Consider the following 19,618-nt stretch of genomic DNA (forward strand, 5'->3'; position numbering starts at 1 on the left):
GCCTGCAGGCAAGCGGGCTTCTTTATGCGGCGATGCCGTCCTCGCACTGCGCCTCGGCGAGCTGCCGGGCCCAAGCCCTGACCTCCGCTTTGCCGTCCGTGGTGCTGGCGTACTGCCTGACTAGCTGCTCCACGGTGAGACCCAGGCTCAGCTCCTCGATGCCGTACCCCAGCAGCCCCTCGTCGATGGCGTGCTCGGCAAAGGCCAGCAGCGCCTCGGGGTTGCGCTCTTCGACGGCCTCGATGGCGGCCTCGGCGCGCTCGGTGATGTCACGACGGGTGGCGGGTCGGCTCATGCCGATGGTGTAGCTGTTCATGCGGCTTCTCCCTTGCGGTGGGCGACGATCCAGCTGGCCAGCTCGTCGCGCTGAGCGGACAGGGTGCGTTCTTCTTCCTCGAAGCCTGTCGGCTCGTCGCGACCATCGCCTTCGACCTGAGCAACGGTGCGATAGATGAGCTCGCAGCCGGCGGCGCCTTTGGCATAGATGCGGATCTCGCTGACGAAGTAGTCGCCCCGCGGATGGCTGTCGGCGCGCACTTCATGAATCACGCGGTGTCCGGTCTGATTGGCGGCCGCAATGGTTAGCGCCTGAATGGCGGCCAGCAGCTTGGCGTTATCGAATCTCATGGGCCTGCTCCTGATCGATGAAATTGCGAACTGCCTGGCGGACGGTTTCCAGGTCGAGCTCGCGAAGACTCAGCTCGTAGATCCTCCCGTCCACGACCTGAATGTCGCTTCCGCCGAAATCACGAAGCCGGCGGATCACCTCTTGCTGCATCACGGAACTCATGACGCCCTCCAGATCGACACGGGGTAGCGCTGGTTGGTGGCCCTGTGCCAGGCAATGCGACGCCGCCAGATATCTCGGTTGTCGGTGATGATGGGCGCCTCGGGTGGGGCAATGATCTTGCGTGCCCGGTGCTGTGCTCGGTGCTCGATGACGAGCGGGCTTGGCTTCATGGGGCGAACTCCTTGCTCTCCAGGTACCAGCCGACCAGGCAGGCAGCGACGATCAGGCCGCCGAACAGGCCGAAGCTGGCGATGATCGATGCCCAGTGGGCGGGGATGGTGTCGGCCAGCCAGGCGGCCAGCTGCTGAGGAGTGCTCATAGGACCTCCACGACGATAAGGGCGACGACCACGGCGAGGGCGATCAGCCGCCACGGCAGCCGGGGCGTCAGGTAGACGATGATCACTCCAGCCAGGGGGGCGGCTACGAGAAGCCAGGGGGCCAGCCCTATCAGCAAGCGGGTTTCTTGTTCTGCCATGGCGATCTCCTGACCAGGTGAATCAGCCTGATCGGCAGCTCGTGATGCCGGGCGCCGTTCTTGGCCTGCTTGCGTGAGGGGTACAGCCCCAGGTCGGGACGCGGAACGATGCGATCGTGGCGCTGCTCGCGGAGGATGTAGCGGGCGCTCACTGGATCACCTCCTGCAGCTCACGCTCGAGCCGCCGGCGTTCATGCCAGCGGTCGATGTCCTTGCGTCTGGCGTAACGACTGGTCGCCCGCTGGTCGTTTCGAATGCGTGACTGGTGCTTGGTCATCGGTGTGACGTTGCTGTCCATGCCAACCTCCAGGAAGAAAAGGCCCCGCCAGAGCGGGGCAAAGGGCCGTAAGGCCTGCAGGGAATGAGTGCCGGCGTATTCCGGCCCACCGGCGGGCTCAGGGCCGCACTACGCAGCGGATCGCGTGCATCGGGAAGGGCTCGACTTCAGACAGCCCGCAGATTCACTGTCCGGTTAAGCTACCGTCGCTGCGAACCCTTCCCGATGGCCACCGATACGCCCGGTGGCCAGCGTTCTCGCGCACAACCGCTGTCGCCAGCGATAGCCCCTGAGGCAGGTGTCCCCCAGCAGCACTACGTCACCACGTCTGTCAGGTGCCGCCCCGCGACGCCGGGCTTTTCTCTGGGCCCTTCACGTCTCCGCATGCGGGATGGCTGTGCGCGTTCTTGCGGCGGCTTGTTAAAGAGCGATGGCCTGTGAAGGCCTGAACCGGCTGTGCCGTGTTCGTGCGATTTAATTTAAGCATACTGAAAGTATCCGTCAAGCTGTAGCCCCAAAAAAATTTAGCAAGCTTAAGCATCAGGCGAAAAAAAGCCCGCCTCGGCGGGCGGGCAGGCAAGAGGGAGCGAGGTTACTTCAACTTCGCACCAACCATATAAAGCGCGACTGCAATCACCGGCCAGCTGATCATCTGACCGGTACGATCAAGATCCAGTGCGCCAGCGACCGGAATTGAGATGCCGACGACTATCAGGGTAAATACGGTCAGCCAGAATCCGCCGACTGCCATGCCAACCAGGCTGCCAATGAAGTTCTCGACCTGGCGAGGCCATCGTTTGTGAAGAGAGGCGAGCACCATGAAGGCGACCAGGGCCGCGAGGAACAAGATTGTGATGGCGCTTCCGGCGCCGCCCATTCCTATGCCGTCGTAACGCATTAGGTCCTCAGTCGAAATTCTCCCACCAGAATACACGACCGATGATACGCGGGGCGTCTGGGTCGGTCAGACTATAGGCCTCCTCCGGATACTCGTCGCCGTTATCACTGACCACCCGCACCCGGTTGAGTGGCATCCGGTACAGTCGTTTCACCCGGAGCATGCCGCCATGATCCAGGGCGTAGATCTTGCCGTCTATGACCTGCCTACAGCCCTTGTCGATACCGATCGTCGCGCCATCGTGGATGGATGGCTCCATTGAGTTCCCTTTGGCCACCGCCAGGCCAGCATTCTCCGGCTGGATGCCGGCACGTGACAGACGGGGCAGGCTGAAGCGTTCCCGGGCGCCATGGTTTTCGATGACCTGGGTGGCACCGTCGCCAGCGGCGAACTCAACCTCCCGGAAGACAGGTAGCCATACCTCGTCGGGCCGCAACGGCTCGTCGCCATCGACGATCTCCATGTCCACCAACTCAGCGTTGCTGTCAGGCGGTGACAAAGATCGCTCTGAAACCTCATCAGTCGCATTCACATGACCCCTGCCATCAATTAGCCAGGTGTAGGAGACCCTCGTGGCACGTGCGAGCTTGAGTAGGCGCTCTGCTGTGGGCGCTTTGGTTTCGCCGCTCACCCACTGCGTGACGGCTGACGGACTGACCCCGCACGCCTTAGCTATGGCGCTCTTGGACATGCCGCTTTCACTGATCGCCTGAGCGATTCTTTCTTGGATTCCCATTTCAGTGAGCTTAACCTCGGCGGGGTTTAGCATGCTTGCACCATTGTATTCAGCATGCTTAAATTACTGTAAAGCCATAGGGGCAATCCATGAAGACCCAAGACGCTATCGAATACTACGGCGGCAAGAAGATAGACCTGGCCAAGGCACTGGGTATCTCGCCGTCTGCCGTAACCATGTGGGGCGACAAGGTGCCACTCCTTCGGCAGTACCAACTCGAGAGGCTGACAAAGGGAAGGCTGAAAGCTGACCCAGTCGCCGCCTGATTCCCCCAACCGCCTGCCTGTGAAGGCCGCGTGATTCCCCTGGTAGTGAGGTAGATCCATGACTCGATACCTGAGTGAAGACCGCCGCCGGAAGCCGGAAGGCGAACACCTGCTGCACGTGGTGAAGGTGCGCTTCACCGATGCCGAGCTCGACACCCTCGAGCAGGCCGCGGCCATGACCACGGAAGGGCGCCTTGCCCCGTTGCTGCACGACCTGGCGCTGGAAGCCCTCGAGGCTCGCCGTGAGCACCAGTCCCGCATGTTGGCCGACCTGGCTGAGGGCAAGCCGCTGGACCAGAGCGCCCGCGAAGTGCTGGCCGACATGCTGGCGAGAACGGCAGAGCGGCGCCTGCTCAGCAAGGTGGCACATACCGCAACGGCCTGACAGGCCCCAGGAGGAGAGCGTGATTGATCAGCAACTGGTGGCCATGGCGGTAGAGCGAATGGGCCCGGAGTGCCGCGAGGCAGCTCAGCAGGAGGCCCGGCAGCGCGGCATGACCGTGGGGGATGTCGTGATGGAGGAATGCCTGGGCGACATCCACAGCCAGCTCTATGCCCTGCGTCACCGCAAACCACGGCTGGAAGTGCTGGAGGGCGGTCGGGCGTGAGCCCGGCTGTTCCGGTGAGAGGCCCTGAGAGTCCGGGGCCAGAAAAGAGAAAGCCCGGCGCTGCTGGGGAGCGTGCCGGGCTTCGGGTACCACCAAAAGTGATAGGTGAAGTATGAGCGATACAGCTGAGATTTTCCAATTCCCGACGCAAGAGAGGCGCCCGCGTGTGAACTCATGGCGCTGGAACGAGCTTGAGGATGAAGCGCTGGAGGCGTTGCCGCCGGAGATCGAGCGTCTCTACCTGCGCGGCATCCGCAAGCACATGGACTATGCCACCGGCATTACCGGCCGCAAGCGGCGCGTGTCGATGGACATGTTCGCGGAGATCGTGGAGTACCACCCGCCGGCTGGGAGTCGCGAGAAGGCCCGACTCTACAGTCGGCAGCAGATCACTCGAATGCTCGACAAGCTCGAGGATGCCGGGCTGATCGTGCGCCTGCACCGCGGCAAAGGCGTGAAGGCCACCATGGAATTCAGCTTGCCGCTGGCCTGCTGTGACGCTGAACAACACCGAGCCAACAGCGAGCCGAGAGGAGCGAGCCAAGAGAAACCGCATTCCAGAGCCTCTGGCGAGGGTAACAGCGAGCAAGGAGCGAGCCGGGAGGAGCGAGCCACTTCCGGTAGTCCGGTAACCCCTAACCCCCTCACTTCGTTCGGGGGTGGTGCATCCGACGAACTCGAACTTCAGCAGCCGCCCGCCGAGCCGAAGCCAAAACCTGCCGCCAAGCAGGCGAGCTACCCGGACGCTTTCGAGGCCGCCTGGTCGGCCTACCCGAAACGCGCCGGTGCCAACCCCAAGCGGGGCGCCTTCAAGGCGTGGAACGCGCGGATCGCTGAGGGCGTGCCTGCTGAGACACTGCAGGCCGGGGTGGAGCGCTACGCCGCATTCATCCGGGCCAAGGGCGACGAGCGCAGCGAATTCGTGATGCAGGGACAGCGGTTCTTCGGCCCCAACGGCGAGTACGAGAACGAGTGGGCGGCCCCGTCCGCTCGCCAGGCGGCTCGCCCCGATGGCCGCAAGGGCTTTGCCCAGCCCCAGCCCCAGGGCAGCTACACGCCGACCGACATGGACAACCTGCCTGCCTGGATGAGGGATTGATCATGAGCCAGCCAATGACCACCACCCCGGAAGTTCGCAGCCACCTGGCCAACGTGCTGGCCGGCAAGGCCGAGACCCGCGGCGAGCATTGCCGCGCCCACGGTAGCTACAGCGCCACCCTGATGCCTAACGGCCAATGGTCCGGGTGCCCGGACTGCCTCGAAGAGGAAAAGTCCCTGCAGCGCCAGGCCGAGCAGCGAGAGCGTGCCGGCCAGGCCAGCAACGCCAAGCTCGAGCAGCTGCGCGAAGGCTCGATGATCCCGGCGCGCTTCCAGGCACGCAGCCTCGAGGACTTCGAGACCGAGGGGCGGCGCGACAAGGCCTTTGCCCTGGCCGCCTGCCAGCGCTACGTCGAGCGCTTCGACGACCGCCTGGCCCAGGGCGGCGGCATGGTGATCACCGGCTCGGTCGGTGCCGGCAAGAGCCACCTGGCCTACGGCATCGGCAATGCCCTGTTGGCGCAGGGCCGCCGGGTGATGGGCATCGACGTCTACGAGCTCATCGACCTGATCAAGGAGCGCGCCTTCAGCCGTGAGAAGGGGGCCAGCGAGCGTGAGGCCATCAAGGCCTTCGTCGCCGGTCTCGACCTGCTGATCCTCGACGAGATCGGCGCCCAGCTGGGCACCGAATGGGAGCGCCTGATGCTCTTCAAGATCATCAACGAGCGCTACAAGGCCCAGCTTCCTACCATCCTGATCTCCAACATCGACGCGGCTGCGCTGGGCGACTACCTGGGCGAACGCATCGTTGATCGCATGGAGGAGGGCGGCGGCATGACGCTGACGCTCGACTGGGGCAGCTACCGCAGCCGTCCGGTACCGGAGAAGCACCTGTCCGCGCTCGAGGTGCTGGGTAACGACCACCACCAGGGGAGGGACTGACCATGGGCACCGTCACCGAACTCAAGCGCCGGCCGCGCCGGCTCGACAACCCCGAGTCCCAGCTGGGCCGGACCTACCTGGTGCTGCGTGATGCCGACTACTGGCTGCAGCTGCACGAGATCGGCGAGGTCATCAACACGCGCTTCAATCGCATGGACAGCCATGCCGGCATATCAGCACGCATCCGCCAGCTGCGCGGCATGGGGCAAACGATCGTCAGCCGCGAGGTGAAAGGGCCGGGAGTTGCGAGGCCCCATGAGTACCGGATGCTCTCCAGCTGGGGCGAAGGCCCGGGAGGTGCGGCGTGAGCGAGCTGTCGATTCCCAAGAACGTCCGCGAGCTGATCCACGACCTGGCTTTCGTCGAAGTCCGCGAAGCACGCCAGCTCATCATGGAGCAGGCCATCGAGGGCATGACGAAACAGGAGGTCGGCGAAGCGATGATCCACCTGGTGGAACTTGTCGAGCAGGTGATCGGCAACGCCGAGGAGCACGCCATCGGCATGCTGATCGCCGAGGGCGGCATGCACCCGCACCAGGCCGAGAAGATCAACTTCCCCTGCCTGAAGGGGGCAGCCCTGGGGTTGGTCGCTGCCGAGCGTGTGCCGGCAGACGCCCGCCACCGGCTTTGTGCAGGCTGCGCCTACCACCAGGGCAGCGTGGCTAATCAGTGCATGCCGACCCAGACCGATGTCGAGTGGACGCTCAAGTCCGGGGAGGGCTTCAACTGCCACATCAACGGCTACGACGAGGCGACCGACACCGCCACACAGCCTTGCGTCGGGCATCTCCATGCCAAGCGAGGTGCCGAATGAGCCGTGAGATGACCTACCACATCAAGGGCCTGGGCGACGTGCGCAGCAAGATGCAGATCGTCTGGGAGATGGTGAACAAGGCTCTGCGAGCCGGGGCAGTTGAGGTAGTACTGCGCCGGCCGAGCGAGCTGCGCAGCCTCAGTCAGAACGCCAAGCTCTGGCCGATGCTCGAGGATGTGGCCAGCCAGCAGCAGCTCGTCATCGACGGCTCGCTGGAGTGGGCCAGCCGTGAGGACTGGAAAGACGTGTTCACTAGCGCCTTGCGCCGCCACCAGCGCATGGCCAAGGGAATCGATGGCGGCATGGTCGTGCTCGGGATGCGAACCAGCAAGATGCGCAAGCAGGAATTCAGCGACCTGATCGAGCTGATCTACGCCTACGGGGCCGAGAACGGCGTCCAGTGGAGCGAGAAGGCGCTGGAGGTGTTCGACACCTACCGCGAAGCCAGGGAGGCGGCATGAAGCGCACCGGGCCGATCCAGCGGAAGACCCCGCTCAAGGCACGCAAGCCGATGAAGCGAGCCACCCGGCGCAAGGCCCCGGCCAGCCACTCGCGCGACCAGCGCTGGCGCAGCGAAGCCTATCTGGCCTGGGTACGCTCGCTGCCGTGTTGCGTCTGTGGGGCCACCACCGGCATCGCGGCCCACCACATGATCGGCATGTGGCAGCTGGGCGGTATCGGGCTGAAGGCGCCGGACAGCTTCGCCATGCCGGCCTGCGACCCGATCTATGGCCACAGCCGCGACTGCCACCAGCAGATCCACGCGCACAAGGCGCTGCGCGACCGGCAGCCGGGATTCGTGCGCGACACGATCAGCCGCGCAGTCCGCCACTTCGATGGCGAGGTAAAGACCCAGCTGATTCAGGCCTGGGAATTCATCGATGAGAGAGAGGCCGCCTGATGCCACTGGATGAGTACGGCGATATGCGCCGGGAGGACGGCCTGTGAGCGACCTCGCACTTGGCCGGCTTAAGACCGGCAGCATGAACCAGACAGAGGCGGCATATGAGGCCGACCTCGCCTTCATGAAGTCAGCGGGCGATGTCGCCTGGTACCGCTTCGAAGGCCTCAAACTGCGCCTCGCTGACAGCACGTTCTACACCCCCGACTTCGCGGTGATGCGCTCCGATGGGGTGATGGAGTGCCACGAGGTCAAGGGATTCTGGCGTGACGATGCCAGGGCCAAGATCAAGATTGCTGCCGAGATGTACCCCTTCCGCTTCCTGTCGGTGAAGAAGCGGCGCAAGAAGGACGGCGGCGGCTGGGACGTTGAGGTGTTCGAGTGATCTACGGCCAGCGCACGGAAGGCATGGGCGACCACGCCTGGTTGGTGGAGTGCCGGTGCCGACACGCCGCCCGGGAGATGAAGGCCGGACGGGACAAGGCCTCGCGCGGGGCGATCTTCGAGCAGTGGCAGACGATCACCCCAGGGATCACCAGAGAGCGAGTCGCCGAGATATGGAGAGAAAAGGAGTGCCGATGCCATGACGGCAGGCTTGAGGAGCGGTGAGTGACCGCACCGGTGGACAAAGTGGACGAAGTGGGCGGACAGACAGCAGCGATTCACGACGGAAGGGGCGATAGGATGCGGTATCAGTCAGCGCGACAGATGATCTTTGATGCGTATCGGACGACCGGCAATAGCGTGATGGCCGCAGCCGCAGAAAAGGCGAAGCTCGGGGCCGACATCCAGCTAAGCCAGCGGCAGAACAACGACTGGCGGATCGTACACGGTTTGGAGGCCGGGGCGGTGATTGCCCTGGTGGAGGCGCTGCCTTCGCACCTGCAGGCGCTGGCCCGTTATTGCTTCGGGCCCTTCACCCATGACGAGCTCGCCGCGGATGCCGAGGTGGTTCAGATCGCGCTCTACCGGCAGCTCCTGGCTGATGGAGTGAAGCTGCCTGGGCAGGGTAGAAGAAAGCCGACAGCCAAGCAGCTGGAGACGCTGCGCTATCTTTGTGCTGCAGCGCTGTATCATCACTCAGAGGTGACGTATCCCTATCGGCGTCAAGGGCTCCCGACTCCTAAGGCTGTGCAACGTTGGATGCTGGAGGAGTGCGGTGAAAAGCTAGAGGTGCGTTTCTGGTCGCGCTCCGATCGAGTAGCATGGGGAGCATTGTGGGAGCGAAATCTATGCATTCTTGATAGTTGGGAAGCGGAGTGTCTGGCACCTATGGTCACAATGTACTCTCGAGTTGCTTAAAATTTTATTTATGCTTTGAGGTGGTTTTGTGTTTTTCTCTAACAGGGGGTGTTTTGATCTCTTATATTTTTTTTGAATCGACGCGGGAAGCCGGGTCATTCTTTTCCATGGATTCGGTGTGGGTTATGGTCGCATCTCTTGTTGGTGCCGTGGTGGGTGCTGGAAGTTCATATTTCTTTGCATCCAGAAGGGAGGAAAAATACCGCAAGGTTAGAAAGAGAATTGTTTTGGATGAGGTTGAAGGCTTTAAAGAGGAGGCGGCTGAATGGATGAAGACTCTTAGTTATAACCATGAGCTGCCAGTATTGAAACTACGCCATGCGTTGAAGCCTGACACTCTTCAACCTTCACTTCCCTCAAAGTTCGATGCCGAGATTTTGAAAGACAGAGATCTATTGCTCGGGTCAACCCTTTCAAGAAAGAGAAGAAGGGATGTTATACACCTGGCGCACGATGCCGAAAGTGCGAACGAAAGACATGGGGAAGCACTCAAGAAATTTAATCAATCATTTGGGAAACTGGTTCCGGATTATACGTCAAATGATAATTATGAGCTTTATATGAATGCGGTGTCTATATTTTACTTGGCATCGATTATCCTTGGTGAAGTTGAGGAAAGTTGTTCTCAGGCGGTTTCTTCCGAAGATATTATCAAAGAGATTGATGCTGCTAAAGAATTTTCAGAACGAGAGGTCGGTGTCAGTATTACGCTTGAGGGTTGATGTCTGCATCAGTTTCGGCTAGTCTATAGACATGCTCGAACACTACGCCCTAGCTTTCCAGCTGGGGCGTTTTGCTTTGGTCCCTGGCATGCTGACAATGACTCTCCTAAGCTGGGATAGCCCATGATGGGCACTCTGTAATCGCAACCTAAAGGAGCTGTCATGCCGACTACAGGAGAGAAGCCAGGTAAAGGCACTTATACCTGCACCCAATGCGGAGAAACGGTCATCTTGGACGACCACTCAGATACTCTTCCGCCTTGCCCGAGGTGCGAAGGGACCGATTACCATTAACCTCAGGTAATCTCTTACCGAGAGGCCCTGCCAGTAACTGGTGGGGCCTTTTCGATTCCGGCGGCTGCTAGCCGCTTCCAGTTACTCCCCTGCCGTGAGGCACCGGAGGCCTTATGCCCCGCATCACCCCTGACCAGGCGGGCGGTCGGAACGTCATCGCGTTTCTCGACACGCTCGCCTTCGCCGAGATCGGGCCGGCGATGCTGGCCGCGAGTGACGACGGCTATGACGTGCTGGTGGGCTCGCTGCCCAGCGACCTGCACCTGTTTGCCGACTACGCCGACCATCCGCTGCCGACACCGAACCATGCCATCGAGTATGCGCCGGGCGTCTACTCCACTGCGGCCGGGCGCTACCAGATCCTGTCCCGCTACTGGGATCACTACCGTCGCCAGCTGGTGCTGCCGAACTTCGGCCCCGAGAGCCAAGACCGATACGCCATCCAGCAGATCCGCGAGCAGCGGGCGCTTTCAATGGTGCAGGCAGGGCACTTCCTCGAGGCGGTTGAGCGCTGCAAGAACATCTGGGCGAGCCTGCCTGGTGCCGGCTACGGCCAGCATGAGCACGACATCGCCACGCTGGCCAGGGTCTACGCCGAGGCCGGCGGGCAGTTCAGCGGCACGGCACGCAACTGGTATGACGAGGTGGATGCGCGTCATGCCTGATCGCGAGGATCGCAACATCTTCGAGCGGCACTTCCAGACCGGCGTGCAGGTGGTCATGGTCGCCCTTCTTCTGTGGGCAGGGCGGGAGCTGGTGGCCTTGGGTCAGTCCAGCGCGGTGCTTGAGGAGAGGCTGGCCGCCCAGGGCGCACTGCTCAACGAGATGCGTCAGGAGATGGCCAGCATGTCGGAGGTCTACTACCGGCAGACCGACGCCCGACGTGACCTAAATATCATCGAGAACCGTATCGACCAGCTACGAAAGCGTGTCGATGACCTGGAGGATCGGTAGCGATGGAGTGGAGTGATGTCGCCAAGACCGTGGGGAAGGTGGCGCCGGTGGCTGGGTCATTGCTGGCTGGTGCGGCTGGCGAGCGAGTGGGTCGCCTCGTCGCTGGTGCTATGGGCGTGGAGGCTCAGCCGGAAGCGGTGGCGCAGGCGGTGCAGGCGGATCCCGAGGCCGCCCTCAAGCTGCGCGCCATCGAGGCCGACCTCGAGGACACGCTGATCCAGGGTCGCGCCCAGGTGGTCACCGCCGAGGCGCAGAGCGAGAGCTGGCTGGCCCGTTCCTGGCGGCCGCTGACCATGCTCGCCTTCGTCGGGCTGATCGGCCTGCACTGGCTGGGCCTGACCAGCGACACCCTCACCGAGGGCGAGGTGGTCTTGGTGCTGGAGATCGTAAAGGTCGGCCTCGGCGGTTACGTGGTCGGCAGGTCCGCCGAGAAGATCACCAGGACTGCGACCGGCAACGGGCTGCTAGAACGTCTTAGGACAAGCCTCGCCGCGCCAAAAAGTTGAACCTTCCAGGTGTCACAGCTATTTTGGCGAAGACGACAGCATGGAACGCGAAACTTTTGATATTTTAGATCTTGCGCGCTTCATTGTTTTGAAGAATCGAGAAATGGGGTGTTCTTCAAAGGAAGCCGGGTCAAAGAGCTTTTCTAGCATGTAGCTAGAAAGTACCTTTTTCCCTGTGGCAACAAAAAGGGTAAGTGAGAGAAGATAAAGCACGAAAGATACTATAACGCTGACCATCTCGCCATTTAATATTTCTCCTTGAATAGCTTGCGAGATCGCATCAGGCAGTTCGAAAGTGGTCTGGTGCCAAAGTAAATACGAGAATGCTGTATAGCATAAGAGGCTAAAAGATAGTTTTATGCTGTCTGCAATTTGATTGCCTGATACCCTTTTTATCTTCTTGGACCTTTCATCCCAGTCGAATTGTCCATATGACTTTTTTAGTCTTTGTGTCAGTAGAAAGCGTCTTGGGTTACGCATTATAACGGCTATGAGTTCATAGCGTGCTTCTACGCCTGAATAGCTATGAAAAGCCGCCTCAATCTCCATGACCTGTTTTTTACTGGGCGGCTCATCTTCGAATATTGGTTGGCATTTTTCGACCAGAATGTCTTTTCTTTCAATTTCAAATTTTTTCTGCTCATGGCCTCTGCTTTTGAGAGAAGCCCATGGGACTAAAATAGCCGCCGGCAAGCCAAGTATTTTCACAATGTCCAAAAAATCCATATAGGCCCATCCGTACAGGCTGAAAGAATCGACTAAGCCGATCTTAATCTATCGGTTAGTTGAGGGCCATGCCGTGAGGCACCGCCCGAACCCGCCGGCACGTCGTGAGACGCCCGGCCCCTATTCAACCGGAGGCGCCGGCCGTGAGGTCCGCGCGAGATCAACCATGGCAAAAGTGACCGATAAGCAGCAGCGATTCGTCGAGGAGTACCTCAAGGATCTCAACGCGAGCCAGGCAGCATTGCGCGCTGGCTACAGCGAGAAGAGCGCCGGCCACCTTGGCGCCCAGCTGCTGGCAAAACCTCATATTGCCGAGTTGATCGCGCAGGGCAAGGCGAAGCGCTCCGAGAAGACCGCCATCGATGCCGCCTATGTGCTCAATCGCCTGGTGGAGATCGACCAGATGGACGTGGCCGACATCCTCAACGATGACGGCAGCGTGAAGGCGGTGCGCGACTGGCCAAGGGCCTGGCGAACCTACGTCAGCGGCATGGATCTCTCCGAGCTGTGGGAGGGCTCCGGTGACGAGCGGCAGATGGTCGGCCTGCTGAAGAAGATCAAGTGGCCGGACAAGGTGAAGAACCTGGAGCTGCTGGGCAAGCACGTTGACGTCCAGGCCTGGAAGGAGCAGCGCGAGCTGTCCGGTGGGCTGGCCATCAGTCATGAGGACGCCCTGGAGGCGCTCGAGTGAATGAACGCGAGCGAGCGATCCGTCGGCGACTGAAGGACGACTTCGAGCACTACGCGCCCAGGGTCCTGAAGATCCGCTCCAAGAGCGGCCGGGTCGAGCCCTTCGAGCTCAACCAGGCACAGCGGCATATCCATGCCTGTCTCGAGGAGCAGAAGCGCCAGACCGGCAAGGTTCGGGCACTGATCCTCAAGGGTCGCCAGCAGGGCGCCTCGACCTACACCGAGGGGCGGTTCTACTGGCTGGTCAGCCACCGCAAGGGGGTGCGCTCCTTCATCCTCACCCATGAGGCAGAGTCCACCGGGGCGCTGTTCGAGATGGCCGAGCGCTATCACGACAACTGTCCGGCTCTGGTCAGGCCCTCGACCGGCGCCTCCAACGCGAGAGAGCTCTACTTCGACCGCCTCGACTCGGGCTACAAGGTCGGCACCGCCGGCAACAAGTCGGTCGGCCGCGGCACCACGATCCAGTACTTCCACGGCTCCGAGGTGGCCTTCTGGCCGCATGCCTCGGAGCACGCCAAGGGCATCCTGCAGGCGGTGCCGGACGCCCCGGACACCGAGGTGGTCCTCGAGTCCACCGCCAATGGCATCGGCAACTACTTCCACCAGCAGTGGCAAGCGGCCGAGGCCGGCGAGAGCGAGTTCCTGGCGATCTTCGTGCCCTGGTATTGGCAGGCCGAGTATCGCAAACCGGTGCCCGAGGGCTTCGTCAGGACGGACGCCGAGGAGATGCTGGTCAAGCTGTTCGGGCTGGACGACGAGCAGCTGCAGTTCCGGCGCTTCAAGATCGCCGAGCTCTCCGCCGACGGCATCGAGGGCACCAGCGCCTTCAAGCAGGAATACCCGATGACCGCCCAGGAGGCCTTCCAGGTCTCCGGGGGCGACACCCTGATCACGCCAGAGCCCGTGATCGCCGCCCGCCGCTACAAGTGCCTGGGCAGCGGTCCGCTGATCATCGGCGTGGACCCGGCCAGGTTCGGCAGCGACCGCACCGCGATCATCCGCCGGCGCAACCGGGCGGCCTACTCGCTCGAGACGTACACCAAGCGCTCCACCATGGAGATCGCCGGCATCGTCGCCTCGATCATCAAGAAGGAGAAGCCGGCCCAGGTGGCCATCGATGTCGGTGGCTTGGGCGCCGGGGTGGTCGATCGCCTCGAGGAGCTGGGCTACGGCGACATCGTCGAGGCCGTCAACTTCGGTGCCGCCGCCGGTGACCCGGAGCTGTACCGCAACAAGCGCGCCGAGATGTGGTGGCTGATGCGCGACTGGCTCAGCGACGACACCGTCCCAGTGATGATCCCTGACAGAGACGCGCTGCATGCCGACCTGTGCGGACCGACCTACCGCTACGACAGCAACCAGCGACGGATCCTCGAGAGCAAGGAGGACATCGCCAAGCGCGGGCTACGCAGCCCGGACGCCGGCGACGCCCTGGCCCTGACCTTCGCCGAGCCGGTCCGCATCAAGCAGGACGTCCACGCTCGCGTGGTCGCCGACGCCACCACTGGCTACTGACACCGATCCCAGCCGTGAGGCTCTGATGACAGACCAAGTACCCGATACCGACCAGCAGGGCGAGATGGAGCTGGCCGCCGAGCGCCTGCAGCGTTTCGCCCACCGGCTGACACGCATGGCCCACGAGCAGGTCCAGAGCCGGGCGAGCCTCGAGCAGCGCTGGCTGGAGGATCTGCGTCAGTACCATGGCGAGTACGACCCGGTCACCTCGGCCAACCTGCAGGACTCTGAGGGCAGCAAGGTCTTCGTCAACATCACCCGCAACAAGACCAATGCGGCCGAGGCCCGCTTGCAGGACATGCTGTTCCCCACCGACGACCGCAACTGGGGCATCGGCCCCACGCCGGTGCCGGAGCTGGAAGGGGTGGAGCCTGGCGAGACGGCCCAGGGGCCGAACGGCGAGCCCGTCGATCTCAGCCAGATCGCCGAGCAGGTCAAGCGCGAGGCCAAGAAGAAGGCCCGCGCCATGCAGGACGAGATCGACGATCAGCTCAAGGAGGGTCGCTACCAGATCAAGTGCCGCGACGTCATCCACGACGCGGCCCTGCTGGGCACCGGGGTGATCAAGGGGCCGGTGATCGTCGGGCGCACCAAGAAGCGCTGGGACACCCAGGGCGGCATCTCGCAGCTGACCATCGAGGAAGCCCTGGAGCCCTCCGCCGAGCGGGTGGACCCCTGGGACTTCTTCCCCGACATGAGCGCTCGCCACATCGAGGAGGCGGAGTTCATCTTCGAGCGCCACCTCTGGACGAAGCGACAGCTCCGCGAGTTCGCCCGGCTGCCCGGGGTGCTGGACGAACAACTGCGCTCAGTGGTCAAGGGCGGCAAGGACAACAGCCAGATCGCCAAGGACCACACCAACGACATCCGCGCGATCACCGGGGTGGACTCGATCAACTCCACCAACAAGTACGAGGTGTGGGAGTACCACGGCCCGATCAGCAAGGCCGAGCTGCTGGACGCCTTCGACGAGGCCGGCGAGCAGATCACCGAGGAGGAGGTGGACGAGCTCAACGACGAGGTGGAAGCGGTCGTCTTCTTCAGCGGCAACAACGTGCTGAAGGTGGTCCTCAACCCCATGGATACCGAGGACCGGCCCTTCTCGGTCTTCAACTGGGAGAAAGATGAATCGGCGATGTTCGGGTTCGGCATCCCGTACCTGATGCGCCAACCCCAGCGGGTCATCAACGCCGCTTGGCGGATGATGCTGGACAACGCCGGCAGCTCGGCCAGTGACATCATCGTCGCCAACCGCGACTTGATCCAGCCGGCCGACGGCAGCTGGTCGAGCCAGCCCGGCAAGAAGAAGCTCTACTTCCTCACCGACAAGCGGCGCAACGTCCAGGAGGCCTTCGCAAGCTTCACGATCCCCAACCACCAGACCGAGTTCGCCAACATCTTCACCATGGCCCGCCAGCTGGCCGACGAGGAGACGAACCTGCCGCTGATCGCCCAGGGCGAGCAGTCGGACCACATCACCCAGACCAGCTCCGGCATGGCGATGCTGATGAACTCGGCCAACATCGTGCTGCGCCGCGCGGTGAAGAACTGGGACGACGACATCACCCGGCCGACCATCTCGCGTTTCTACGACTGGAACATGCAGTACAGCGACGACGAGGCGATCAAGGGCGACTACACCGTCGATGCCCGCGGCTCCGGCGCGCTGCTGGTCCGCGAGAAACAGCAGGAGAGCCTGCTGGCCTACGCCAACATCTCCGCCGGCAACCCCGAGATGGCGATCCGTCGCGATTGGAAGGGGCTGGACCGGGAGTTGGCCAAGGCCCTCGAGGTGCCCTACGAGCAGGTCACCCTGCCGGACGGCGAGATCGAGGAGAAGAAGCAGCAGGCCCAGGAGGCCGGCGACCCCGAGATGCAGCTCAAGCAGGCCGAGATCCAGCTCAAGATGCAGGAGGCCCAGGCCAAGGCCCAGCGGGAGCAGCAGGACTTCCAGCTGCGCAGCCAGCAGCAGCAGTGGGAACAGCAGTTCGAGGCCGCCAAGCTGCAGACCGAGCAGGAGAAGGCGCGCCTGGAGATTGCCCTGAAGGAGGGCATCACCCTCGCCCAGCTCGAGCAGCAGGCTGGCCTGGAGTCGCAGAAGCTCGAGGCCCAGATGCAGCAGACTGCTGCCAAGCTGCAGACCGAGCGCGACAAGGCGGCCGCTCAGCTGACGGAAGAACAGAACGACAGAATGGCCCGCGAGCAGAACATGGCCAATGGCTGGGATTCCTATGGCTGAAAACAAGATCGACCCCCGCTCGGACACCTGGAAGGCGGTGCTCGAGTGGGCCCAGGCACAGCGTGACGAGGCTATCGAGGGGCTGATCCAGGACCACGACAGCGAGCAGCAGCGTGGCCGAATCGGTGCCCTGGATGACCTGGTCGCCCTGGCAGCACCGGACGACGTCCCAACGGTCGTCGCCGACACCTATACCTGAACCACCGATGGCCGCCCGTGAGGGCCGCTGGAGTGACACATGAGTCAAGACAACAACGCCCCCGCCGAAGAGTTCGACGACGTCAAGGCCGACGAGTACTTCAACGAGTTCTCGGGTGAGGAGCCGGTCGAGCCGCGCGACCCCCAGGGCCAGGATGAGGCCGCCGAGGGCGACGAGGGCCAGGAGGGTGACGGCGGTGAGCCGCCCCGCGACGACCAGGGCCGCTTCACCGCCGAGGGCGATGAGGGCACCGAGGGCGAGGGTGACGGCGAGGATCCCCAGGCCGAGCTCGAGCGACTGCGCCAGGAGGCCCAGAGCTGGCAGCACCGCTACCAGTCCGACCTCGGTCGCCAGAACGCCCTGCAGCGCAAAATTCAGCAGCTCGAGCAGGAGAACCAGCAGCTGCAGAAGCGCGGCAAGCCTCGACAGGAGCCTGGACAGGGCGAGAGTGACAACCCCGAAGGCTCCGGGATGAGCGACGACGAGTGGAAGGCCTTGAAGGAGGACTTCCCGGAGATTGCCAAGGGCGTCGAGCAGCAGATGGGGGCCATGCAGCGCCAGTACGAGGAGCGCATCGGCCAGCTCGAGCAGCAGCTCAGCCCCATCCAGGAACAGGCCCAGGAACAAGCCATGCGGGCCCAGGAGCAGGCCCTCGAGGCCCAGCATCCCGACTGGCGCGAGACCATCAACACTCCCGACTTCCAGTCCTGGCTGAACGCCCAGCCGCCCAAGGTTCAGGAGCTCACCGCCAGCGAGGAGGCCGCCGACGCCGCCTTCCTGCTGCAGAGCTACAAGCTGAGCCAGGGTGGCGGCACCAGCAGCCAGGGCAACTCCGGCCTGCAGCAACGCCGCCAGCGGCAGCTGCAGTCCGCGCGGACCGTACCCAACCGGGGCGGTCGGCAGCGAAGCGCGATCCCCGACGACGACGAGGACGCGCTGTTCGACTACTTCGCCAACAAGGACTGAGCCGCTCCGGCCGCTCGATCTTACGGCGAAGCGCACCGCCCGCCGCGCAACAGCGGACGAACCCAGAGGCCCTGCCTCCCTGCGAAGGGACGCGGGGCCTTCTCGTGGATCCTCCGTGTGAGCCAGCGGAAAGGGCAGCAAGCAACGCCTTTCCCTACTGACACAAAGGAACCATCGCAATGCCTACTACCAACTACGCGGGTCTGTCCCAGCGCACCACCTACTGGGCCATGACCGAGCACCTCAAGCATGCCGAGCCGATCGCCGTGCTCTCCAAGTACGGCATGTCCAAGCCGGTGCCCAAGAACAAAGCGGAGAGCGTGAAGTTCCGCCGCCCGGTGCCCCTGGAGCTGGCCAAGACCCCGCTCACCGAGGGTTCCGCACCGACCTCCAAGGCCCTGCAGTACGAGGACGTGACCGTCACGCTCGACCAGTACGGTGACGTCGTCGAGCTAACCGACAAGGTCCAGGATCTGGCCGAGGATCCGGTGCTCAAGGACGCCACCGAGCTCACCGGCGAGCAGTCCGGCGAGACCATCGAGTCCCTGATGTGGGGCATCCTGCGCGGTGGCACCAACGTCCACTACGCCAACGGCTCCGCCCGCGGTGACGTGAACAGCGTGATCAGCCTGTCCAAGCAGCGCGCCATCACGCGGGCCCTGAAATCCGAGCGGGCCAAGAAGGTCACCACCATGGTGAGCTCCAGCGTGAAGTACGGCACCGAGGCCATCGATGCCGCCTTCATCGGCGTGGCGCACACCCACCTGGAGGCCGACATCCGCGATATGCCCGGCTTCGTGCCCACCGAGAAGTACGGAAGCATGAAGCCGCTGCCCTACGAGATCGGCAAGGTCGAGGACGTGCGCTATGTCCTGACCCCGGTACTCGAGCCCTTCGAGGATGCCGGCGGCGATCCCACCACCAACGGCGTGGTCACTACCTCCGGTGGCTCGCCGGGTCAGGCGGACGTCTACCCGATCGTCTACTTCGGCAAGGATGCCTACGGGCACATCGCGCTGAAGGGCAAGGAAGCGGTCGAGATGAAGATCCGCCAGCCTGGCCAGATCGACTCCAACGACAAGCTCGGCCAGATCGGCTGGGTGGGTTGGAAGACCTGGTGGAAGGGTTTCCGTGCCAACGAGGCCTGGATGGCCCGCCTCGAGGTCGCCGCGTCCGACCTGGCCTGATAGCCCCGGCGTGAGCCGGTAACGCATCGGGGCCGCCTTCGGGTGGCCCCGTTGACCATCACATGCCGCCCGAGAGGGCCGCAGGAGAGCATCACCATGAGCGAGACCATCGACCTTAACGCCCTGAACAAGGACGAGCTCAAAGAACAGGCCGAGATCCTCGGTATCGAGCTGAAGGGTAACCCCACCGCCGACACCATCCGCACCATGCTGCGCGAGGCCCTGGGCGAGCCCGAGCCGGGGGCCAAGGCGAGCAAGGCAAAGGCGAGCCAGGTGACCTACGGGCACGCCATTCGCCCGGGCGAGAAGATCTACACCGTCGAGATTCACAAGGACGGCAAGGACAAGCAGCCGGTGTTCCTGTCGTGCAACGACCGCAAGGTGCGGGTCCGTCGTGGCGACCAGGTGCGTATCGGTGCTGGCATCTACGAGAGCCTGAAGAATGCCGTCGAGTCGCGCTACGACGCCGAAGCGGAAGAGTGGATCGACGTGCCTTCCTACCCCTATACCGTCCTCGATGTCGAGGCCCCCGCCGAGAGCGGCGAGACCGCAAGCGACGAGGACTGAT

35 protein-coding genes are annotated in these 19,618 nt (G+C 63.0%); 24 read left to right on the plus strand and 11 right to left on the minus strand.

What is annotated here, in order from left to right; all coding sequences use genetic code 11:
- Window positions 1–22 precede the first annotated feature (22 nt).
- The 10 genes from M8009_RS12895 to M8009_RS12940 all read right to left on the minus strand — a co-directional run bounded on the left by M8009_RS12895 (window position 23) and on the right by M8009_RS12940 (window position 3,211).
- Complete coding sequence (locus tag M8009_RS12895; protein ID WP_250061740.1) at window positions 23–316, minus strand: hypothetical protein; 294 nt, start codon at window positions 314–316, stop codon at window positions 23–25.
- A complete protein-coding gene (locus M8009_RS12900) occupies window positions 313–627 on the minus strand; it encodes a hypothetical protein (RefSeq protein ID WP_250061742.1) in 315 nt (104 codons plus the stop codon). Before M8009_RS12900 ends, M8009_RS12895 begins: the two co-directional genes overlap by 4 nt.
- A complete protein-coding gene (locus tag M8009_RS12905; protein WP_250061744.1) occupies window positions 614–790 on the minus strand; it encodes a hypothetical protein in 177 nt (58 codons plus the stop codon). Before M8009_RS12905 ends, M8009_RS12900 begins: the two co-directional genes overlap by 14 nt.
- On the minus strand, window positions 787–960 hold the full coding sequence (locus tag M8009_RS12910) for a hypothetical protein (RefSeq protein WP_250061746.1): 174 nt from the start codon (window positions 958–960) through the stop codon (window positions 787–789). Before M8009_RS12910 ends, M8009_RS12905 begins: the two co-directional genes overlap by 4 nt.
- Window positions 957–1,109: a hypothetical protein gene (locus tag M8009_RS12915; RefSeq protein ID WP_250061748.1), complete on the minus strand. Its 153-nt coding sequence runs from the start codon at window positions 1,107–1,109 to the stop codon at window positions 957–959. The genes M8009_RS12910 and M8009_RS12915 overlap by 4 nt, the downstream gene beginning before the upstream one ends.
- A complete protein-coding gene (locus tag M8009_RS12920) occupies window positions 1,106–1,267 on the minus strand; it encodes a hypothetical protein (RefSeq protein ID WP_250061750.1) in 162 nt (53 codons plus the stop codon). The genes M8009_RS12915 and M8009_RS12920 overlap by 4 nt, the downstream gene beginning before the upstream one ends.
- A complete protein-coding gene (locus tag M8009_RS12925) occupies window positions 1,240–1,419 on the minus strand; it encodes a hypothetical protein (RefSeq protein WP_250061752.1) in 180 nt (59 codons plus the stop codon). The genes M8009_RS12920 and M8009_RS12925 overlap by 28 nt, the downstream gene beginning before the upstream one ends.
- The gene (locus M8009_RS12930) at window positions 1,416–1,565 is read right to left on the minus strand and encodes a PA3496 family putative envelope integrity protein (RefSeq protein WP_250061754.1); all 150 of its coding nucleotides are present in this window, start codon (window positions 1,563–1,565) and stop codon (window positions 1,416–1,418) included. Before M8009_RS12930 ends, M8009_RS12925 begins: the two co-directional genes overlap by 4 nt.
- 571 nt (window positions 1,566–2,136) lie before the next feature.
- On the minus strand, window positions 2,137–2,442 hold the full coding sequence (locus M8009_RS12935) for a hypothetical protein (RefSeq protein WP_250061756.1): 306 nt from the start codon (window positions 2,440–2,442) through the stop codon (window positions 2,137–2,139).
- A 7-nt stretch (window positions 2,443–2,449) separates the two neighbouring features.
- Window positions 2,450–3,211, minus strand: coding sequence for an XRE family transcriptional regulator (locus M8009_RS12940; RefSeq protein ID WP_250061758.1), 762 nt, complete (start codon window positions 3,209–3,211; stop codon window positions 2,450–2,452).
- A gap of 56 nt (window positions 3,212–3,267) precedes the next feature.
- Between M8009_RS12940 and M8009_RS12945 the strand changes: the two genes are divergently transcribed.
- The 17 genes from M8009_RS12945 to M8009_RS13025 all read left to right on the plus strand — a co-directional run bounded on the left by M8009_RS12945 (window position 3,268) and on the right by M8009_RS13025 (window position 11,525).
- A complete protein-coding gene (locus tag M8009_RS12945) occupies window positions 3,268–3,444 on the plus strand; it encodes a Cro/CI family transcriptional regulator (RefSeq protein WP_250061760.1) in 177 nt (58 codons plus the stop codon).
- A 58-nt stretch (window positions 3,445–3,502) separates the two neighbouring features.
- Window positions 3,503–3,829, plus strand: coding sequence for a hypothetical protein (locus M8009_RS12950; protein WP_250061762.1), 327 nt, complete (start codon window positions 3,503–3,505; stop codon window positions 3,827–3,829).
- 19 nt (window positions 3,830–3,848) lie between these two features.
- The gene (locus M8009_RS12955; protein ID WP_250061764.1) at window positions 3,849–4,052 is read left to right on the plus strand and encodes a hypothetical protein; all 204 of its coding nucleotides are present in this window, start codon (window positions 3,849–3,851) and stop codon (window positions 4,050–4,052) included.
- A gap of 112 nt (window positions 4,053–4,164) precedes the next feature.
- A complete protein-coding gene (locus tag M8009_RS12960) occupies window positions 4,165–5,151 on the plus strand; it encodes a helix-turn-helix domain-containing protein (RefSeq protein WP_250061766.1) in 987 nt (328 codons plus the stop codon).
- A gap of 2 nt (window positions 5,152–5,153) precedes the next feature.
- The gene (locus tag M8009_RS12965; protein ID WP_250061768.1) at window positions 5,154–6,032 is read left to right on the plus strand and encodes an ATP-binding protein; all 879 of its coding nucleotides are present in this window, start codon (window positions 5,154–5,156) and stop codon (window positions 6,030–6,032) included.
- Between the two features lie 2 nt (window positions 6,033–6,034).
- The gene (locus tag M8009_RS12970) at window positions 6,035–6,340 is read left to right on the plus strand and encodes a hypothetical protein (protein WP_250061770.1); all 306 of its coding nucleotides are present in this window, start codon (window positions 6,035–6,037) and stop codon (window positions 6,338–6,340) included.
- Entirely contained in the window at window positions 6,337–6,846 is a 510-nt protein-coding gene (locus tag M8009_RS12975; RefSeq protein WP_250061772.1) for a hypothetical protein, read from the plus strand. The genes M8009_RS12970 and M8009_RS12975 overlap by 4 nt, the downstream gene beginning before the upstream one ends.
- The gene (locus M8009_RS12980; protein WP_250061774.1) at window positions 6,843–7,307 is read left to right on the plus strand and encodes a recombination protein NinB; all 465 of its coding nucleotides are present in this window, start codon (window positions 6,843–6,845) and stop codon (window positions 7,305–7,307) included. Before M8009_RS12975 ends, M8009_RS12980 begins: the two co-directional genes overlap by 4 nt.
- Entirely contained in the window at window positions 7,304–7,747 is a 444-nt protein-coding gene (locus M8009_RS12985; protein WP_250061776.1) for a DUF968 domain-containing protein, read from the plus strand. The genes M8009_RS12980 and M8009_RS12985 overlap by 4 nt, the downstream gene beginning before the upstream one ends.
- A 43-nt stretch (window positions 7,748–7,790) precedes the next feature.
- The gene (locus M8009_RS12990) at window positions 7,791–8,132 is read left to right on the plus strand and encodes a DUF1064 domain-containing protein (RefSeq protein ID WP_250061778.1); all 342 of its coding nucleotides are present in this window, start codon (window positions 7,791–7,793) and stop codon (window positions 8,130–8,132) included.
- On the plus strand, window positions 8,129–8,356 hold the full coding sequence (locus M8009_RS12995; protein WP_250061780.1) for a hypothetical protein: 228 nt from the start codon (window positions 8,129–8,131) through the stop codon (window positions 8,354–8,356). The genes M8009_RS12990 and M8009_RS12995 overlap by 4 nt, the downstream gene beginning before the upstream one ends.
- A complete protein-coding gene (locus tag M8009_RS13000) occupies window positions 8,357–9,049 on the plus strand; it encodes a hypothetical protein (RefSeq protein ID WP_250061782.1) in 693 nt (230 codons plus the stop codon). It abuts the gene before it with no gap.
- Window positions 9,007–9,771, plus strand: coding sequence for a hypothetical protein (locus tag M8009_RS13005; RefSeq protein WP_250061784.1), 765 nt, complete (start codon window positions 9,007–9,009; stop codon window positions 9,769–9,771). The genes M8009_RS13000 and M8009_RS13005 overlap by 43 nt, the downstream gene beginning before the upstream one ends.
- A gap of 162 nt (window positions 9,772–9,933) precedes the next feature.
- Window positions 9,934–10,065 (plus strand): zinc ribbon-containing protein, encoded by a 132-nt coding sequence (locus tag M8009_RS19340; protein WP_250061786.1) that lies wholly within the window; start codon window positions 9,934–9,936, stop codon window positions 10,063–10,065.
- 113 nt (window positions 10,066–10,178) lie between these two features.
- Entirely contained in the window at window positions 10,179–10,730 is a 552-nt protein-coding gene (locus M8009_RS13015; RefSeq protein ID WP_250061788.1) for a glycoside hydrolase family 24 protein, read from the plus strand.
- Complete coding sequence (locus M8009_RS13020) at window positions 10,723–11,019, plus strand: hypothetical protein (RefSeq protein ID WP_250061790.1); 297 nt, start codon at window positions 10,723–10,725, stop codon at window positions 11,017–11,019. The genes M8009_RS13015 and M8009_RS13020 overlap by 8 nt, the downstream gene beginning before the upstream one ends.
- A gap of 2 nt (window positions 11,020–11,021) precedes the next feature.
- Window positions 11,022–11,525: a 3TM-type holin gene (locus M8009_RS13025; protein ID WP_250061791.1), complete on the plus strand. Its 504-nt coding sequence runs from the start codon at window positions 11,022–11,024 to the stop codon at window positions 11,523–11,525.
- A gap of 18 nt (window positions 11,526–11,543) precedes the next feature.
- Here M8009_RS13025 and M8009_RS13030 read toward each other — a convergent pair whose 3' ends face one another.
- Window positions 11,544–12,251 carry a hypothetical protein gene (locus tag M8009_RS13030; protein WP_250061793.1) on the minus strand — a complete coding sequence of 236 codons (708 nt, stop codon included), beginning with the start codon at window positions 12,249–12,251 and terminating at the stop codon, window positions 11,544–11,546.
- Between the two features lie 166 nt (window positions 12,252–12,417).
- Here M8009_RS13030 and M8009_RS13035 point away from each other — a divergent pair, with 166 nt between their 5' ends.
- The 7 genes from M8009_RS13035 to M8009_RS13065 all read left to right on the plus strand — a co-directional run bounded on the left by M8009_RS13035 (window position 12,418) and on the right by M8009_RS13065 (window position 19,617).
- On the plus strand, window positions 12,418–12,942 hold the full coding sequence (locus tag M8009_RS13035) for a terminase small subunit (protein ID WP_250061795.1): 525 nt from the start codon (window positions 12,418–12,420) through the stop codon (window positions 12,940–12,942).
- Complete coding sequence (locus tag M8009_RS13040; RefSeq protein ID WP_250061797.1) at window positions 12,939–14,459, plus strand: terminase large subunit; 1,521 nt, start codon at window positions 12,939–12,941, stop codon at window positions 14,457–14,459. Before M8009_RS13035 ends, M8009_RS13040 begins: the two co-directional genes overlap by 4 nt.
- 25 nt (window positions 14,460–14,484) lie before the next feature.
- Window positions 14,485–16,698 carry a cell envelope integrity TolA family protein gene (locus M8009_RS13045; RefSeq protein ID WP_250061799.1) on the plus strand — a complete coding sequence of 738 codons (2,214 nt, stop codon included), beginning with the start codon at window positions 14,485–14,487 and terminating at the stop codon, window positions 16,696–16,698.
- A complete protein-coding gene (locus M8009_RS13050) occupies window positions 16,691–16,897 on the plus strand; it encodes a hypothetical protein (protein WP_250061801.1) in 207 nt (68 codons plus the stop codon). The genes M8009_RS13045 and M8009_RS13050 overlap by 8 nt, the downstream gene beginning before the upstream one ends.
- A 39-nt stretch (window positions 16,898–16,936) precedes the next feature.
- Window positions 16,937–17,863 carry a hypothetical protein gene (locus M8009_RS13055; RefSeq protein ID WP_250061803.1) on the plus strand — a complete coding sequence of 309 codons (927 nt, stop codon included), beginning with the start codon at window positions 16,937–16,939 and terminating at the stop codon, window positions 17,861–17,863.
- Between the two features lie 179 nt (window positions 17,864–18,042).
- Window positions 18,043–19,050, plus strand: a complete 1,008-nt coding sequence (locus tag M8009_RS13060; RefSeq protein WP_250061805.1) for a N4-gp56 family major capsid protein — start codon at window positions 18,043–18,045, stop codon at window positions 19,048–19,050.
- A gap of 96 nt (window positions 19,051–19,146) precedes the next feature.
- Window positions 19,147–19,617, plus strand: coding sequence for a hypothetical protein (locus tag M8009_RS13065; RefSeq protein WP_250061806.1), 471 nt, complete (start codon window positions 19,147–19,149; stop codon window positions 19,615–19,617).
- Window position 19,618 lies beyond the last annotated feature (1 nt).

The organism is Halomonas gemina (assembly GCF_023554995.1).
Taxonomy (GTDB): Bacteria; Pseudomonadota; Gammaproteobacteria; order Pseudomonadales; family Halomonadaceae; genus Halomonas; species Halomonas gemina.

Bases quoted from the DNA above. Each gene is read 5' to 3' on its own strand.
- M8009_RS12895 (WP_250061740.1), bottom strand. From the start codon at position 316: ATGAACAGCTACACCATCGGCATGAGCCGACCCGCCACCCGTCGTGAC.
- M8009_RS12900 (WP_250061742.1), bottom strand. From the start codon at position 627: ATGAGATTCGATAACGCCAAGCTGCTGGCCGCCATTCAGGCGCTAACC.
- M8009_RS12905 (WP_250061744.1), bottom strand. From the start codon at position 790: ATGAGTTCCGTGATGCAGCAAGAGGTGATCCGCCGGCTTCGTGATTTC.
- M8009_RS12910 (WP_250061746.1), bottom strand. From the start codon at position 960: ATGAAGCCAAGCCCGCTCGTCATCGAGCACCGAGCACAGCACCGGGCA.
- M8009_RS12915 (WP_250061748.1), bottom strand. From the start codon at position 1,109: ATGAGCACTCCTCAGCAGCTGGCCGCCTGGCTGGCCGACACCATCCCC.
- M8009_RS12920 (WP_250061750.1), bottom strand. From the start codon at position 1,267: ATGGCAGAACAAGAAACCCGCTTGCTGATAGGGCTGGCCCCCTGGCTT.
- M8009_RS12930 (WP_250061754.1), bottom strand. From the start codon at position 1,565: ATGGACAGCAACGTCACACCGATGACCAAGCACCAGTCACGCATTCGA.
- M8009_RS12935 (WP_250061756.1), bottom strand. From the start codon at position 2,442: ATGCGTTACGACGGCATAGGAATGGGCGGCGCCGGAAGCGCCATCACA.
- M8009_RS12940 (WP_250061758.1), bottom strand. From the start codon at position 3,211: ATGCTAAACCCCGCCGAGGTTAAGCTCACTGAAATGGGAATCCAAGAA.
- M8009_RS12945 (WP_250061760.1), top strand. From the start codon at position 3,268: ATGAAGACCCAAGACGCTATCGAATACTACGGCGGCAAGAAGATAGAC.
- M8009_RS12950 (WP_250061762.1), top strand. From the start codon at position 3,503: ATGACTCGATACCTGAGTGAAGACCGCCGCCGGAAGCCGGAAGGCGAA.
- M8009_RS12960 (WP_250061766.1), top strand. From the start codon at position 4,165: ATGAGCGATACAGCTGAGATTTTCCAATTCCCGACGCAAGAGAGGCGC.
- M8009_RS12965 (WP_250061768.1), top strand. From the start codon at position 5,154: ATGAGCCAGCCAATGACCACCACCCCGGAAGTTCGCAGCCACCTGGCC.
- M8009_RS12970 (WP_250061770.1), top strand. From the start codon at position 6,035: ATGGGCACCGTCACCGAACTCAAGCGCCGGCCGCGCCGGCTCGACAAC.
- M8009_RS12980 (WP_250061774.1), top strand. From the start codon at position 6,843: ATGAGCCGTGAGATGACCTACCACATCAAGGGCCTGGGCGACGTGCGC.
- M8009_RS12985 (WP_250061776.1), top strand. From the start codon at position 7,304: ATGAAGCGCACCGGGCCGATCCAGCGGAAGACCCCGCTCAAGGCACGC.
- M8009_RS19340 (WP_250061786.1), top strand. From the start codon at position 9,934: ATGCCGACTACAGGAGAGAAGCCAGGTAAAGGCACTTATACCTGCACC.
- M8009_RS13015 (WP_250061788.1), top strand. From the start codon at position 10,179: ATGCCCCGCATCACCCCTGACCAGGCGGGCGGTCGGAACGTCATCGCG.
- M8009_RS13020 (WP_250061790.1), top strand. From the start codon at position 10,723: ATGCCTGATCGCGAGGATCGCAACATCTTCGAGCGGCACTTCCAGACC.
- M8009_RS13025 (WP_250061791.1), top strand. From the start codon at position 11,022: ATGGAGTGGAGTGATGTCGCCAAGACCGTGGGGAAGGTGGCGCCGGTG.
- M8009_RS13030 (WP_250061793.1), bottom strand. From the start codon at position 12,251: ATGGATTTTTTGGACATTGTGAAAATACTTGGCTTGCCGGCGGCTATT.
- M8009_RS13035 (WP_250061795.1), top strand. From the start codon at position 12,418: ATGGCAAAAGTGACCGATAAGCAGCAGCGATTCGTCGAGGAGTACCTC.
- M8009_RS13045 (WP_250061799.1), top strand. From the start codon at position 14,485: ATGACAGACCAAGTACCCGATACCGACCAGCAGGGCGAGATGGAGCTG.
- M8009_RS13050 (WP_250061801.1), top strand. From the start codon at position 16,691: ATGGCTGAAAACAAGATCGACCCCCGCTCGGACACCTGGAAGGCGGTG.
- M8009_RS13055 (WP_250061803.1), top strand. From the start codon at position 16,937: ATGAGTCAAGACAACAACGCCCCCGCCGAAGAGTTCGACGACGTCAAG.
- M8009_RS13060 (WP_250061805.1), top strand. From the start codon at position 18,043: ATGCCTACTACCAACTACGCGGGTCTGTCCCAGCGCACCACCTACTGG.
- M8009_RS13065 (WP_250061806.1), top strand. From the start codon at position 19,147: ATGAGCGAGACCATCGACCTTAACGCCCTGAACAAGGACGAGCTCAAA.